At 72.8% G+C, this 14905-nt stretch carries 11 protein-coding genes; 5 read left to right on the plus strand and 6 right to left on the minus strand.

The features are described from left to right. Window positions 1-67 precede the first annotated feature (67 nt). Window positions 68-1003 carry a general stress protein gene (locus ITJ69_RS03995; RefSeq protein WP_194672057.1) on the plus strand — a complete coding sequence of 312 codons (936 nt, stop codon included), beginning with the start codon at window positions 68-70 and terminating at the stop codon, window positions 1001-1003. A gap of 31 nt (window positions 1004-1034) precedes the next feature. Here the strand turns inward: ITJ69_RS03995 and ITJ69_RS04000 are convergent, their stop codons facing one another. Both ITJ69_RS04000 and ITJ69_RS04005 read right to left on the minus strand, forming a co-directional pair. Continuing rightward, entirely contained in the window at window positions 1035-1523 is a 489-nt protein-coding gene (locus ITJ69_RS04000; protein WP_159571561.1) for a GNAT family N-acetyltransferase, read from the minus strand. 9 nt (window positions 1524-1532) lie between these two features. After that, on the minus strand, window positions 1533-3017 hold the full coding sequence (locus ITJ69_RS04005) for an aminopeptidase P family protein (RefSeq protein WP_194672058.1): 1485 nt from the start codon (window positions 3015-3017) through the stop codon (window positions 1533-1535). Window positions 3018-3086: 69 nt separating this feature from the next. Between ITJ69_RS04005 and ITJ69_RS04010 the strand changes: the two genes are divergently transcribed. Next, window positions 3087-3959, plus strand: a complete 873-nt coding sequence (locus ITJ69_RS04010) for a PHP domain-containing protein (RefSeq protein ID WP_123938949.1) — start codon at window positions 3087-3089, stop codon at window positions 3957-3959. Between the two features lie 178 nt (window positions 3960-4137). Here ITJ69_RS04010 and ITJ69_RS04015 read toward each other — a convergent pair whose 3' ends face one another. Next, window positions 4138-5640 (minus strand): DEAD/DEAH box helicase, encoded by a 1503-nt coding sequence (locus ITJ69_RS04015; RefSeq protein WP_131878363.1) that lies wholly within the window; start codon window positions 5638-5640, stop codon window positions 4138-4140. Between the two features lie 90 nt (window positions 5641-5730). On the opposite strand from ITJ69_RS04015, the gene ITJ69_RS04020 reads away from it, so the two are divergent. Further along, complete coding sequence (locus tag ITJ69_RS04020) at window positions 5731-6447, plus strand: ferritin-like fold-containing protein (RefSeq protein ID WP_235035842.1); 717 nt, start codon at window positions 5731-5733, stop codon at window positions 6445-6447. Here ITJ69_RS04020 and ITJ69_RS04025 read toward each other — a convergent pair. Both ITJ69_RS04025 and ITJ69_RS04030 read right to left on the minus strand, forming a co-directional pair. Then, entirely contained in the window at window positions 6444-6740 is a 297-nt protein-coding gene (locus ITJ69_RS04025) for a hypothetical protein (protein ID WP_123294090.1), read from the minus strand. The two genes, ITJ69_RS04020 and ITJ69_RS04025, sit on opposite strands and share 4 nt — an antisense overlap. Window positions 6741-6744: 4 nt before the next feature. Next, a complete protein-coding gene (locus ITJ69_RS04030) occupies window positions 6745-6969 on the minus strand; it encodes a DUF3107 domain-containing protein (protein WP_194672059.1) in 225 nt (74 codons plus the stop codon). A 128-nt stretch (window positions 6970-7097) separates the two neighbouring features. Here ITJ69_RS04030 and ITJ69_RS04035 point away from each other — a divergent pair, with 128 nt between their 5' ends. Together ITJ69_RS04035 and ITJ69_RS04040 are read left to right on the plus strand one after the other, a co-directional pair. Next, entirely contained in the window at window positions 7098-10253 is a 3156-nt protein-coding gene (locus tag ITJ69_RS04035) for a PD-(D/E)XK nuclease family protein (RefSeq protein ID WP_194672060.1), read from the plus strand. Then, window positions 10250-13516, plus strand: a complete 3267-nt coding sequence (locus ITJ69_RS04040; RefSeq protein ID WP_323742959.1) for an ATP-dependent DNA helicase — start codon at window positions 10250-10252, stop codon at window positions 13514-13516. Before ITJ69_RS04035 ends, ITJ69_RS04040 begins: the two co-directional genes overlap by 4 nt. Before the next feature lie 361 nt (window positions 13517-13877). On the opposite strand, the gene ITJ69_RS04045 is transcribed toward ITJ69_RS04040, so the two are convergent. Further along, window positions 13878-14876: a phosphotransferase gene (locus ITJ69_RS04045; protein WP_123294087.1), complete on the minus strand. Its 999-nt coding sequence runs from the start codon at window positions 14874-14876 to the stop codon at window positions 13878-13880. Window positions 14877-14905 lie beyond the last annotated feature (29 nt).

Genomic DNA, 14905 nt, shown 5'->3' on the forward strand with positions numbered 1-14905 from the left:
GGTTGCGTGCTGGCGCTTCCCCGGCGGTGCACGTGCGATTGCAAGGTGCGCGGTGAATGATGGCTGTGTGAGCAATCAGAGTCCCTTCGCCGGCAGGACCGCCCAGGCCTTCCCGACGCTGCCCAAGGGCGACGTCCTCGGCACGTACGACAGCTACCCCGATGCGCAGCGCGTCGTGGCAAAGCTCGCCGACGCCGACTTCCCGGTCAACCAGCTCTCGATCGTGGGCAACGACCTGAAGACCGTCGAGCGCGTCACCGGCAAGATGACCTACGGCCGTGCGGCGATCGCCGGCGCCCTGTCCGGTCTCTGGCTCGGCATCTTCTTCGGCATCGTGCTCACCCTGTTCTCGCCGAGCTCCGGTGGCCTGATCCTCGCCGCCGCGATCATCGGCGCCGCGTTCGGCATGCTCTACGGCATCGTCTCGTTCGCGATCACCAAGCGACAGCGCGACTTCACGAGCGTCCACCAGGTGCTCGCCACGAACTACCAGATCGTCGTCAACCCGCAGCTGACCGGTCAGGCGCAGCGCATCCTCGGTGAGCACGGCGCGACGCCGTCCACGCACTGGAACGAGCAGCCCCAGCAGGGCGCTCCCGGCGCTCCCGGCGCGCCGGTGCAGGGACAGCAGCCGTGGCGTCCCGCCCCGCCGCAGCAGCAGTCGCCGTACGGCGGACACGCCACACCCCACCAGCAGCCAGGAGGCCCGCAGCAGCCCGGCACGTCGGCCCCCGGCGCGCAGACGGATGCGCCCACGGCGCCGGGTGCGTCGAGCGCGCCGCGGTACGGCACGAACGACGGGCCCCGGTACGGCGAGAACGCCGACCCGTCCGCTGCCGCCCCCGCCGACCGACCCACCTCGGGTGGGCCGGCGATCCCCGAGCGTCGTCCGCAGGACCCGCCGCAGTACGGCGAGCGGGTGCCCGGTGCGACGCCGCCGGCACCGTCGTCTTCATCGACCCCGTCGTCGCCGTCGTCCCCGAAGGGCGACGAGCGCCCCTGACGCCTGCGTGCTCGGGGCCGGTGTGTTCGGGTTACAGCACCTTCGAGTAGCAGATCGACAGCGGGGCGCCGATGTAGGGGCCGAAGTTGGCGATGCGCGTGAAGCCCTCGCGCTCGTAGAACCCGACGGCGCGCTTCTGCTCGTTCCCCGTCTCGAGCACGAGCGCCGGTGACCCGAGGTCGAGCGCGGCCTCTTCGAGCCGACGCAGCAGCGCGGCTGCCACACCCGAGCCGCGGGACTCCGGCCGGACGTACATGCGCTTGATCTCGGTGATGCCGTCGTCGACGACCCGCAGTCCGCCGCACGCCAGCGGAGTGCCGGCCTCGTCGCGCGCCAGGAAGAACACCGCGATGGAGTCTGCCGTCGGCTTCTCGCCGGGTTCGGTGTCGCCGCCGTAGGCACGGTCGATCTCCAGGCGCTGCGCGGCTCGGAGTCGCTGCGCGTCGGGGGAGTCGAAGTGCTCGACCTCGATCGAGAACTGCGGCGTGCGGGAGTCGGTGGAGGCGTCGGGCGTCGTCACCCGCTCAGGCTAGCGGCCGGAGCGGGCGATCCACCCCTCCACTTCCGAGGGGGTCCGGGGGATGCCGATCGACAGGTTCTCGGCCCCGTCCTCGGTGACCAGGATGTCGTCCTCGATCCGGACGCCGATGCCGCGGAACTCCTCGGGCACGGTCAGGTCGTCCTGCTGGAAGTACAGACCGGGCTCGATCGTGAACACCATGCCGGGCTGCACGACGCCGTCGATGTACATCTCGCGACGGGCCTTCGCGCAGTCGTGCACGTCGAGGCCGAGGTGGTGGCTCGTGCCGTGCACCATGTAGCGGCGGTGGAACTGGTTGTCCGGCTCGAGCGACTCTTCCGCCGAGACGGGCAGGAAGCCCCACTCGGCGGTCTTGCGGGCGATGACCTCCATCGCCGTGGCGTGCACCTGGCGGAACGTGATGCCCGGCTTGACGATGGCGAACGCGGCGTCTGCTGCCTCGAGCACGGCGTCGTAGACCATGCGCTGCACGGGGGAGAACGTGCCGCTGACCGGCAGCGTGCGGGTGATGTCGGCCGTGTAGAACGAGTCGACCTCGACCCCGGCGTCGATGAGGATCAGGTCACCCGGCTGCACGGCGCCGTCGTTCCGGGTCCAGTGCAGGATGCAGGCGTGGTGGCCCGAGGCGGCGATCGTGTCGTAGCCGACCGTGTTGCCGTCGGCACGAGCCCGGCGGTTGAAGGTGCCCTCGACGATGCGCTCGCCCCGCTGGTGTGCCAGGACGGCGTCGAAGTCGGCGATCACGTCGTCGAAACCGTGCTTCGTCGCGTCGACGGCCTTGCGGAGCTCGCCCACCTCGTACGCGTCCTTCACCAGGCGCTGCTCGGACAGGTCGCGGGCGAGGACGTCGTCGGTCGCCGGTGCGTCGTCGGTCTCCGGCGCGCCGCCGACGGGGCTGCCGAGTCGTGCGTCGAGGGTGCGGGTCAGGTCGTCGTCGGCCTCGCGCACGAGCAGCGCCGAGGCGTCGAGTCCGTCGGCGACGTCCGAGAAGGCACCGAGGTCGGCCGTGGCCAGCCCGAGGTCGGCGGCGACGGCGTCGAGCGAGGGACGCGGGCCGACCCAGAACTCGCCGATCTCGGGGTTCGCGTAGAACTCTTCCGACTCACGACCGGCCGTGGCACGGAAGTAGAGCGTGGCGTCGTGCCCGGAGCCGTTCGGCGTCATCACGAGGACGGAGCCGACGACGGTGTCGGTGCCCCACCCGGTCAGGTGCGCGAACGTGGAGTGCGGGCGGAAGGGGTAGTCGCAGTCGTTCGAGCGGACCTTGGCCTGTCCGGCGGGGACGACGATCGTGCGGCCCGGGTGCAGCTCGGAGATGCGGGCCCGACGCTCGGCAGCGAAGGCGGCCTGCTCGCGGGGCTCGGGGATCGTCTGCTCGCGGTCGGCCCACTGCGACCCGATGAAGTCCTTGAAGGTCGAGGACCCGGGGGTCGTGGATCGGTTGCTCGTCGCGCGGGGAGTCGTGTCGGCCATGCCCCCATCATCGCACCGCGCTGCACCGGCGTCCTGTGCGGCCCCTCACCTGTGGATAGCATTGTCGACGTGCCCGACCCGTTCATCGACCTGCACGCGCACTCGAGTGTCTCCGACGGCACCGAGCGACCCGCGGAGCTCGTCCGAGCGGCCGCGGCCGCCGGCCTGGACGCCGTCGCGCTGACCGACCACGACACGACCGCCGGCTGGGCCGACGCGTCCGGGTCCGCACGCGAGCTGCCGTTGACGCTCCTGCCGGGTCTCGAGCTCAGCACGCGCATCGGCTTCCGCAGCGTGCACGTCCTCGGCTACCTGGTCGATCCACACGACCCGGGCCTGGTCGAGGAGACGGACCGCATCCGCTCCGGCCGCCTCTCCCGCGCGCACCGCATGGTCGACCGCATCGGCGAAGACCACCCGATCACCTGGGCCGACGTCCTGGCGCAGGCGAGCCCCGGGGCCACCATCGGCCGCCCGCACATCGCCGACGCGCTCGTCGCGCGGGGCCTCGAGTCCGACCGGAGCGCGGCGTTCCGCGGCATCCTGCACCCGGCGTCCGGCTACTACGAACCGCACGAGGCGCCGTCGCCCCTGCGCGGCGTCGAACTCATCCGACAGGCGGGTGGTGTGCCGGTCATCGCGCACCCGGCAGCCTCGTCGCGGGGGATCGTCATCGACGAGCCGATGCTCCGCGACCTCGTCGACGCCGGGCTCGGCGGGCTCGAGGTCGACCACCGCGAGAACCTGGCGCACGGCAAGCGCACCCTGCTCGACTGGGCGTCGCGCTACGGCCTGTTCGTCACCGGTTCGAGCGACTACCACGGCACGGGCAAGCCGAACCGGCTCGGCGAGCACCGGACGGCGCGGGTCGCGTTCGACGCCATCCTGTCCGAGGCCACCGGCAGCGCCCCCGTGGTCGGCCCCGGTTCGCGGCTGTCCTGACCCGAGGCTCGTCCCCACCGAAGCGACAGATCTCGCTCGGCGCGGCCTGACCCCTCCGCGAAAGCGACAGATTCCCGCCGACGGTTCGCGGCAATCTGTCGCTTTCGCGGGGGCAGTCGGCAGGTGAGGACGACGAAGGGCCCGTCGCGTCAGCGACGGACCCTTCGGTCTGGAGGCGCTACTCGCCGTCCGACGAACCCTGCGGTGCCGAGGCGGTCGCCGAGGCATCGCCGGTGCCGGCTCCGCGACGGCGGCGACGGCGGCGACGCTTCGCGGCGCCGTCGGTGGTCCCGCCCTCGGTGGCCGACGAGTCGTCGGTGGGCGCGGAGGTCGGAGCCGCGGACTCGGTGGCGGGAGCCTGCGAGGCGGGCTGCTCCGAGCCTCCTGACCGGGTGCGGCTGCGCGACCGCGAACGCGACGCGTCACGCGGACCGGAGGCCGGACGGTCGCTGCTGCGCTTCTCGGCGGGGGCACCGGCCGACGCGGCGTGCGACGAGGCACCGGGCAGACGGCCCTTGGTGCCCTTCGGGATGTCGAGTTCCTCGAACAGGTGCGGCGACGACGAGTAGGTCTCGACGGGCTCGGGGATGCCGAACTCGAGGGCCTTGTCGATCAGCGTCCACTTGTGCAGGTCGTCCCAGTCGACGAACGTGACCGCGATGCCGGTCTTGCCGGCACGGCCGGTACGACCGGCGCGGTGCAGGTAGGTGTCCGGGTCGTCCGGGATCGTGTGGTTGATGACGTGCGTGACGTCGTCCACGTCGATGCCGCGGGCGGCGACGTCGGTGGCGATGAGCACATCACGCTTGCCGGCCTTGAAGGCGGCCATCGCGCGCTCGCGCTGCTCCTGGTTGAGGTCACCGTGCACCGCTGCGGCGTTGAACCCGCGGTCCTTGAGCTCCTCGACCAGCTTCGCCGCCGCACGCTTGGTGCGGGTGAAGATCACGGTCTTGCCGCGGCCCTCGGCCTGGAGGATGCGGGCGATGACCTCGTCCTTGTCCAGGGAGTGCGCGCGGTAGATGAGGTGCTTGATGTTGGCCTGCATGAGGCCCTCGTCCGGGTCGGTCGCCCGGATGTGCACCGGACGGCTCATGAACCGGCGGGCGAGGGCGACGATCGGCGCGGGCATCGTGGCCGAGAACAGCATCGTGTGCCGCACCTCGGGGATGGCCTGGAAGATGCGCTCGATGTCCGACAGGAAGCCCAGGTCGAGCATGCGGTCGGCCTCGTCGAGGACGACTTCCTGCACGTGGGACAGGTCGAGGAGTCGCTGGCGCTGCAGGTCGATGAGTCGCCCGGGCGTGCCGACGACGATCTGGGCGCCGGCCTTGAGCTGCTCGATCTGGCCCTCGTACGCCTTGCCGCCGTAGATCGCCGCGACGGTGGTCGGGCGGTTCGAGGTGGCGACCTCGAGGTCCTCGGTCACCTGGACCGCGAGTTCTCGGGTCGGGACGACGACGAGGGCCTTGACGCCGGGCGCCGGGTCGGCGCCGAGGCGCTGGATGAGGGGGAGGCCGAACCCGAAGGTCTTGCCGGTACCGGTCTTGGCCTGGCCGATGATGTCCTGGCCGGTGAGGGCGAGCGGGATCGTCTGCTGCTGGATCGGGAAGGGCTCGAGGATGCCCTTGCCCGCGAGCGCGTCGACGATGTCCTGCTCGATGGAGAGGTCTGCGAAAGTCAAAGAATCACCTTAGTTCTGGTGGAAGTCCGGGCCAGTCTACCGATGGGCGGGTGGAGCGGGGCGCGAGGCGGTTCCCGCTATGCTCTCCGGGTGGTGTCGTGGTGGAACCGGAAGCGCGCGGCGCAGCTCGCAGCAGCGTGGCTCGCGTCGCGGAACCCGCGCAACGCAAGCCAGGTCAAGCGTCTGGCGCTCGACGACGTCACCCCCGAGCTCGACGTCTACCTGGGCCAGGCCGCGTACCTGCAGCTCTCCGTCTACGAGACGATGGGTCGTGCCGGTGCCTCGGCGCCGACGCTGTCCGGTCGCCTGGTGACCGGTGTGCTCGCGACGACGGCGCTCGACCGGCACCGCACGATCGTCGCCGAGATCGAACGCAACGGGTCGGACCCGGCGGAACTGATGGCGCCGCACCGCGAGGCGATCGACCGGTTCCTCGAGCGCACGAGCGGCGCCGACTGGTACGAGTCGATGCTGACCGGCTACGTCACGGCCGGCATCCTGAACGACCTGTTCGGCAACCTGCTGCGGTCGCTGCCGAACGACGTGCGGCAGCGGCTGCGCTCCGTGTTCGACGCGCGTGAGGAACCCGCGGTCGTCGAGGAACTGACCGCCCGGATCGAGGACGACCCCGAGGTCGGCTCGCGCCTGGCGATGTGGGGTCGGCGTCTGGTCGGCGACACCCTGCTCGTGGCGCGGTCGGCGCTGGCGTCGCACGCGCGCGAGGACCAGGAGCGGCTCGAGCCGGTCTGGACCGAACTGATCGCGGCGCACACCCGTCGGATGGACGCACTCGGCCTGACGGCCTAGGCTCCGCGGGCCTTGAGTCGTTCGTAGTACTCGACGTCGCTCTTGTCGCGGCGCGTCCCGAGCAGCCACTCGACGACGAGGGCGACGACGCCCGCACCGACCAGGGCCACGACCCAGATCCAGGTGGCGTCGTACCGCCACCCAGCCCAGGTCAGCGCCTCCCACAGCACGGCAGCGGCGATGCCGCCCACGGCGGGCCCGATCAGGACGCCACGACTGGCGCGCCACGGCAGGACCACGTGCGCGATCCCGCCGATGATCAGGCCGCCGAGGACGGCGAAGAGCAGTTCCACGTCGTCAGGCGACGAAGCCGATGCGGCGTGCCTCTTCCGCGCCGACCTCGACGTACGCCACGGCGGCGACCGGAACGATGAAGCGACGGCCCTTCTCGTCCTGGAGCGACAGGTGCGTCGCCTTCGACGCGAGGGCCTCAGACACGGCCTTCTCGATCTCGTCGGCGGTCTGGGCGGTCTCGAACGCGATCTCGCGCGGGCTGTTGATGATGCCGATCTTGATGTCCACGAGCACAGCGTATCCGAGCGGTCCCGGAGGACATCGGACGTTCGCCGCGGGCGCACTCTGCGGCCCCGGGTGCGCGCCGCGCCCGCGTGGGGCCGGGTGGTGTCGGCGGTCGTGGGTACCGTACGAGCGTGCCGCAGACCACGCTGACGCCAGCCCCCGCAGACGTCGGCGTCGCACGCGCCCTGGTCGACGACCCGTCCCAGACCGCCGTGCTCGCGCTGCCCGACGGCCGGCACGCAGCGGTCATCGGCGCTCCCGGCACGGGCAAGACGACCACGCTCGCCCGGCTCGTCGCCGACCGGTTGCGCCGACCGGACGCGATCAGCCCCGACGGGCACGCCACCGTGCTCGCGCTGACCTCGTCGCGGACCGCTGCCACGGCCCTCCGTGACCGCCTCGCCGCCGCCGTCGACCGCGTGGTGCCCGGAGCGCTCGCCCGGACCGTGAACTCGTTGGCTTTCCAGATCGTCGCGCACGCCGCCGCGGTCCAGGGGCAGGAAGCGCCCACGCTGCTGACCGGTGGCGAGCAGGACCGAATCATCGCCGACCTGCTCGCCGGTCACGAGCTCGACGGCACCGGTCCGGACTGGCCCGAACCCATCACCGCGGTGGTGCGGGAGCGCGCCGGGTTCCGGACCGCGCTGCGCGACGTCATGATGCGTGCGGTCGCGGCGGGCGTCGAGCCCGAGGACATGCGCGAGCTCGGCGACGAGGGCGGTCGACCCGAGTGGCGGGCCGTCGGTGACTTCGTCGACGAGTACCGGGCCTCGGTCACCGCGTTCCGCGCGACCAGCCTCGACTCCGGCGAGCTCGTCGCGTTCGCCACCGCCGCCGTGCTGCGCGGGGAACTCCCGGCGAGCATCGCCGCCCTCGGACTCATCGTGGTCGACGACACCCAGGAACTCGTCGAGGGCGAGGTGGCACTGCTCGGTGCGCTCGCCCGGTCCGGCGTGCAGGTCGTCGCGTTCGGCGACCCGGACATCGCCGCCTCGGCGTTCCGCGGGGCCGAACCGGACGTGCTCGGGCGCCTGGCCGTGCGGCTCGGCGTGGACCGCGTCGACGAACTCTTCCTCGGCACCGTGCACCGGTACCCCGCGCCGGTCCGGTCGTTGGTCTCCGGGATCACGGGGCGCATCGGAACGGCAGCGGCCGGTCGGCAACGCGCGGCGACGGCGAGTGACGAGGACGCCCGAGCCGACGCCGTCGTGCACCTCGAGGCGGCGAGCCGGTCGGCGCTGCTCGTCGCCGTCGCCCGACGGCTCCGGGAGCACCGTCTGCTCGACGGTGTGCCGTGGCACCGGATGGCCGTCGTCACCCGCAGCGGCGCCGCGATCCCCGAGCTCGTGCGTGCGCTCTCGGTGGCCGAGGTCCCCGCGACCGCCGGTGCCGCGCCCGTCCGCCCCCGTGACGACTCGGCGGCGCGGGCACTGCTCGACGCCGCGGCGGTCGCCCTCGGGGTCCTGCCCCTCGACGCCGCCCTGGCCACCGCGTTCGCCACCGGGCCGCTCGGCGGACTCGACACCCTGGCGATGCGACGGCTGCGGCTCGCCCTGCGGCGCGAAGAGCTCGCCGGCGACGGCACCCGCACGGCCGACGAACTCCTGATCGACGCGCTCGGTGCCCCGGAGCGTCTGGCCACGGTCGACGCGGGCTTCGCCAGACGGGCGACACGACTCGCGCGCAGTCTGGTGCAGGCACACGCCGACGCCGAGGCCGGATCGAGCATCGAGGAGATCCTCTGGGGCCTGTGGGAGCGCAGCGGCCTCGCGAAGTCGTGGGGCGGGCAGTCCGCAGCCGGCGGGGTCGGAGCCGGCGAAGCGGACCGGCACCTCGACGCCGTCGTCGGCCTGTTCACCGCCGCCAAGCGGTTCGTCGAACGCACCCCGGACGCCCCGGCCCGGGTGTTCGTCGACGACCTGCTCGGCGCCGACCTGCCCGAGGACTCCATCGGCCCCGACCGCACCGCCGGCCGGGTCCGGGTGCTCACCCCCTCGGCGACGATCGGACTCGAGTGCGACGTCGTCGTGGTGCTCGGACTGCAGGACGGCGTGTGGCCCAACACCCGGGTGCGCGGCAGTCTGCTCGACCCGGACGGCCTGGTCGGTGCGGCGTCGGGGGCCGAGCGTTCGCCGATCGACGACCGCGCCGCGGTGGTCGCCGACGAACTCCGCTTGTTCGCCCGCGCCGTCTCCCGCGCGACCACACAGGTCGTGATCGGCACCGTCGCCAACGACGACGAGTCCCCGTCGCCGTTCGTCCGCCTGGTGCCGGTGCCGCCGGACCGGCAGCCGACCGTGCACCCGCTGTCCCTGCGCGGACTGGCTGGGTCCCTGCGACGTCGGGTCGTCCTGTCCGGCGACCACGAGGCCGCCTCGGCGTTGGCCCGGTTGGCCGAGGCCGAGGTCCCCGGGGCCGCACCGGACGACTGGTACGGCCTCGCCGAGCCCACCACCGACGAGCCGCTGGTCGACCTCGACGCCGAGCCGGTGCCCGAGGTCGAGGGCGGCGAACCCGTCGCCCCGACCGTGTCCGTCTCGCCGTCGCGCATCGGCACGTTCGAGGAGTGCCCGGTGCACTGGTTCGTGCAGACCTTCGGCGGCGGTGCGCCGAGTCCGGCGATGGGGATCGGCACGATCGTGCACGAGGCGATGGAGCACGCGACCGAGATCGACGTCGAGTCGCTGTGGGAGCGGGTCGAGGCCCGGTGGGACGAACTGACCTTCGAGTCGCCGTGGGTGGCCGATCGGGAACGCGCGCGCACCCGCCGCATGATCGAGGGGCTCAGCGACTACCTGCGGACCTTCGCGGGCGCCGGCCGCCGGTTGCTCGGCGCCGAGACCTCGTTCGCCCTGGTCACCGGCCCCGCCCGGATGCGCGGCAGCATCGACCGCATCGAGGTCGACCCCGAGGGCCGTGTCAGCGTCGTGGACCTCAAGACCGGACGCTCGATGCCGAGCGAGAAGAACGACATGCCGGAGCACCCGCAGCTCGGCGCGTACCAGCTGGCGATCGAGGACGGCGCGGTCGAGGGCGTTCCGGCCGGCTCGGCCATGACGGACGCCCGACTCGTGTTCGTGCAGAACCCCCGCGGCGGGCAGGCCTACTCGGAGCGCACCCAGCACGCGTTCGACGCCGAGGCGCGCGACGCCTACCGGGAGCGCCTGCACGGGGTCGCGCGCGGCATGGCCGGACGGACCTTCCTGGCGAACGTGGACGACCACTGCGAGAAGGCCCGGACCGGCGTCGAGTGCCGCATCCACGTGGTCTCGGAGGTGACCTGGTGACCGACGCGACCGACACGACCGACGCGACGGGCTCGACGGGCACGACGGACGTCCTCGTTGCGCCTGTGGTCCAGCACGACGCCGACGCCATCGCCGACGCCCTCGGCCGCCCGCGCCCGACCGCACAGCAGCGCGCCGTCATCGAGTCCCCGCTCACCCCCGCCCTGGTCGTCGCCGGAGCCGGCAGCGGCAAGACCGAGACGATGGCGTCGCGGGTGGTCTGGCTGCTCGCGAACGGCATGGTCCGCCCCGACGAGGTCCTCGGCCTGACCTTCACCCGCAAGGCCGCCGGCGAGCTCTCGGTGCGCATCAACGACCGCATCCGTGCACTCGAGGACGTCGGTCTGATCACCCCGGGCGACGCCTTCGAAGCGCCCACCGTGTCGACCTACAACGCGTTCGCGAACGCCGTCTTCCGCGAGAACGCCCTGCTCGTCGGCCGCGACGGCGAGTCCCAGGTCCTGACCGAACCGTCCGCCTGGCAGCTGGCCCGCCGGGTCGTGGTGGCCGCGCGTGACGACCGACTGGCCGGACTCGACCGCGACGTCGACACCCTCACCGCGGCCGTCGTCGCGCTCGCCGGGGCCACGTCCGAGCACCTCGTCGAACCCGAGGACCTCCGCCGGTTCGCCGTCGAGTTCTCCGACCTGCTCGAACTGCCCGGCAACCGTGGCAAGCCGTACAAGGCGATCACCGACGCCGTCGCCGCGATCGGTGCGCTGGAGCCCCTGGCCGACCTGGTCGCGGAGTTCCGGCGGCAGAAGGTCGACCGCGGCTTCGTCGAGTTCTCCGACCAGATCGCCCTGGCGCTCGCCGCGGCCGAGTCCGCGCCGCGGGTGGTCACGGACCTGCGGCAGCGGTTCGGCGTCGTGCTGCTCGACGAGTACCAGGACACCTCGGTGGTGCAGACCCGGTTCCTCGCCCGACTGTTCCGCGGGCACTCGGTGATGGCCGTGGGTGACCCGCACCAGTCGATCTACGGGTTCCGCGGTGCGAGTGCCGCGAACCTCGCACGCTTCCCGCACGACTTCGGCGGCACCGAGCCGGATGCGGTCCGGCCCGTGACGTTCGCGCTGTCGACGAGCTGGCGGAACCCGGTCGACGTCCTCGCGGGGGCGAACGCGATCGTGGCGCCGCTGTCCGAGGCGTCCGAGGTCGACGTCGAGCGCCTGTCACCGCGACCCGGTGCGGACGCCGGGGCGGTCCGGGCGGTGTTCCCGGAGACCCTGCCGGAAGAGGCCGACGAGGTCGCCGCGTGGTTCCAGGGCCACCGGAAGCGGAACCCGACCGGGTCGATGGCCCTGCTGCTCCGTGCCCGCAAGGACCTGGCGTCGTTCACCGCGGCGCTCGGAGCGCGTGCTGTGCCCTTCCACGTGCTCGGCACCGGCGGCCTGCTGCAGCGCCCCGAGATCGTGGACCTGGTCGCGTGCCTGCGGGTGCTGCACGACCCGGCTGCCGGCAACGACCTCATCCGGTTGCTCGCGGGTGCCCGGTGGCGGGTGGGCGCCGCGGACGTCGTCGCCCTCCACCACCTCGCGCGGTGGCTGTTCCAGCGCGACCACACCCAGCAACGGCTCGACGACGAGCTGACGGCGGCGTTCCGCGCCTCGGTGGCCGCGGGGGAGCACGGTTCGATCGTCGACGCCCTGGACTTCGTGGCGACCGCACCGGACGAGCACGGCGCGCTCGAGGGCATCACGCCCGCCGGCCGCAGCCGGATGCGGGCGCTGGGCACGCAGCTCGCGATGCTGCGGTCGCGGGCCGGCAGCGACCTGGTCGACTTCGTGACGCTCGTGGTGCAGGAGATGCGGCTCGACATCGAGGTCTCGGCGCACGAGCAGGGCAGCGGGGCGTACCTCGACGCCTTCATCGACGAGCTCGCCGGGTTCGTGTCCACCGACGACCGTGCCGACCTCGGCTCCTTCCTGGGGTGGATCGACGCCGCCGCCCGCCGTGACGACATGGGCCCGCGCTCCGAGGAACCCGAAGCCGGCACGGTCCAGATCCTGACGATCCACGGGTCGAAGGGCCTCGAGTGGGACGCCGTCGCGGTGCCGCGCATGGTCGAGGGCGGCCTGCCCGCGCGGCCGCAGGAGGGCTCGTCCGGGTGGCTCGGCTTCGGCCGTCTGCCGTACGAGTTCCGGGGGGACGGCGCCGAGCTGCCGAGCCTGGCGTGGCGCGGGCAGGAGACCCAGAAGGACGTCACGACCGCGATCGACGCCTTCAAGGAGCAGGTGAAGGCCCGCAACGAGGACGAGGAACGCCGACTCACGTACGTCGCGCTGACCCGTGCCCGCCACGACCTGCTCGTGTCCGGTTCGTTCTGGGCCGGCGGCGTGCGCCCCACCGAGCCGAGCCGGTACCTGCACGACCTGGTCGATGCCGGGGTCGTCGACGGCACCGCGATCCCGGAGACCACCGTGCACGACGAGAACCCCCTCGGCGAGGACGGCGCCCAGCAGCTCTGGCCGCACGTGCCGTTCGGGCAGCGGGCGCCCCGGGTGCTGGCGGCGGCCGAGCGGGTCCGGAACGCCAACCCCGGTGCCTCCGGCCGGTACGCGGCCGACATCGACCTGCTGCTCGCCGAACGACGCGCGACCCGGAACGCGAAGCACGCGGTCGTGGTCCCGCACCGCGTGCCGGCCTCGGGCTTCAAGGACTACCTCACCGAGCCGGACAAGGTGGTCGAACGCCTGCGGCGGCCGATGCCGGAGCGTCCGTACCGAGCGACCCGGCTCGGCACGCTCTTCCACCAGTGGGTGGAGCAGCGTGCCCGGACGGGCGGGTCGCTCGAGACGCTCGACGTGTGGGGCGACGAGCTCGACCTCGACGCCGACGACCTGGTCGACGCCTCGCCGGACGCTGTGGTCACGGACGACGACGCCCGACGGCTGGCGGACTTCCAGGCCACCTTCGCCCGCTCACGGTGGGCCGGCCGCACGCCGGTCGAGGTCGAGCGGGAGATCCACATCCCGTTCCTCGGACACAGCGTCGTCTGCAAGCTCGACGCCGTTTACGAGATCGACGGGCGTGCCGAGGTCGTCGACTGGAAGACGGGCAAGGCGCCGTCCGGTGCCGACGACCTGGCCCGACGGACGCTGCAGCTCGCCCTGTACCGCGTTGCCTACGCCGAGTTCACCGGTCGACCGCTCGACCAGGTCGACGCCGTGTTCTACTTCGTCGCGGACGACCTCGAGGTGCGTCCGACCGAGATGCTCGACCGTGCTGGACTCGAGCGCGCCTGGACGGCCGCGATCGGCTGACCGACGAGCGCGGCGTGCACGGCGACCGGTCACAGGCCGTCAGTGCGAGGCTCGACGGCCGACGGCTCGTGGCCGGTCGGTGCTCGGATGGCAGGGAGTCGTGACCGCTCGGTGCCGGACGCCGGCGGGGAGCGCGCCGCGCCCAGCCAGCCACCCTGGAGGCCCGGTGCCGGTCTCGCGGACCGGCACCGGGCCTCCAGGCAGTCGCGCCCACCGCCCAGCGCGACCACCGCTGGTCACGACAGCCCGTCGGCGGCTGCCGACTGGTCGTGGACGGTCGCTCGAACGCGGGGCGGACGACGTTGCGTGACCGCTCGGCAGAAGTGAGCGCGGCGCAGAAGCCGGAACGTCGGAGCGGAGGTCAGCCGTGTCGGCGTTCGGTCGACGACAGCAACTGCTCGACCTCGCCGATCTCCATCGTCTCGGGGGACACCGACTGCAGCGGCTCCGCGCTCGGCGCGTGCACCGCGTCGACCAGCCGGTGCATCATCGCGACCGCGTCGTCGACGACCTCGGTGCTCTTCGCCTGGACGCCGTGCAGCAGCCAGTGCGCCGTCTCGAGTTCGTGGTGCACCCGGGCGCGCTGTGCGAGCTGACGGTCGCGTCCGCCGCCGTTCGCCTCGTAGGCGCTCAGGACGGTGTCGAAGGCGTCGCGTCGGCCGGCGAGCACCCAGGCGAGGTCCTTCGCCGGGTCGCCGAGTCGGAGCTCGCCCCAGTCGAGGATCCCGCTGACGGCATCGCCGTCGACGAGCAGCACGCCGGTGCCGATCGATCCGTGCACGACGGTGGGGGTGAACTGCCACAGCTGCTGGTCGCGCGCGGCGCCCTCCCACCGTTCGACCAGGGCGGCGGGCACGAGCTTGGTGGCGACGGCGCGGTCCATCACGGACACGGCGGAGCGCAGCACCTCGAACGGGGTGAGCGACGGCAGGCCGGCGTCCGAGACGAAGCTCGTCGGCAGCTGGTGGATCGCGGCGAGGGCGCGGCCGACGCTCGTGGCGAGCTCGGGGCGCTCGGCGAACGACGCGAGCGTCGGGTGCGCGCCCGGCAGCCGGGTGGTGACGATGGCGCGGGTCGATCCGATCGGCGCCTGGCCGCGGTACTCGGCCACACCGAACGGGAGGCGCGTGCGGATCCCGGCGCTCAGCGCACGGATCGCGACGAGGTCGGCCGACTGCCGGGCTTCCGCCCGCTGGTTCCGGGGTCGTCGGATGACCGTCAGGGCGCCGTCGGCGTCGCGGAGGAGAGCCGACTCGTAGTCGCCGGCCGCGGCCGAGCCGAGCGTGCGCGTGCCCGTGACGACGAGACCGGGCACGGCCGTCGTCGCCAACGCGGCTAGAGTGAACTGGGATCCCGCCATGCCCCTCAGGGTAGGTGCGTGACGCCTGC

The organism is Curtobacterium sp. VKM Ac-2887 (assembly GCF_015350935.1).
Classification (GTDB): Bacteria; Actinomycetota; Actinomycetes; order Actinomycetales; family Microbacteriaceae; genus Curtobacterium.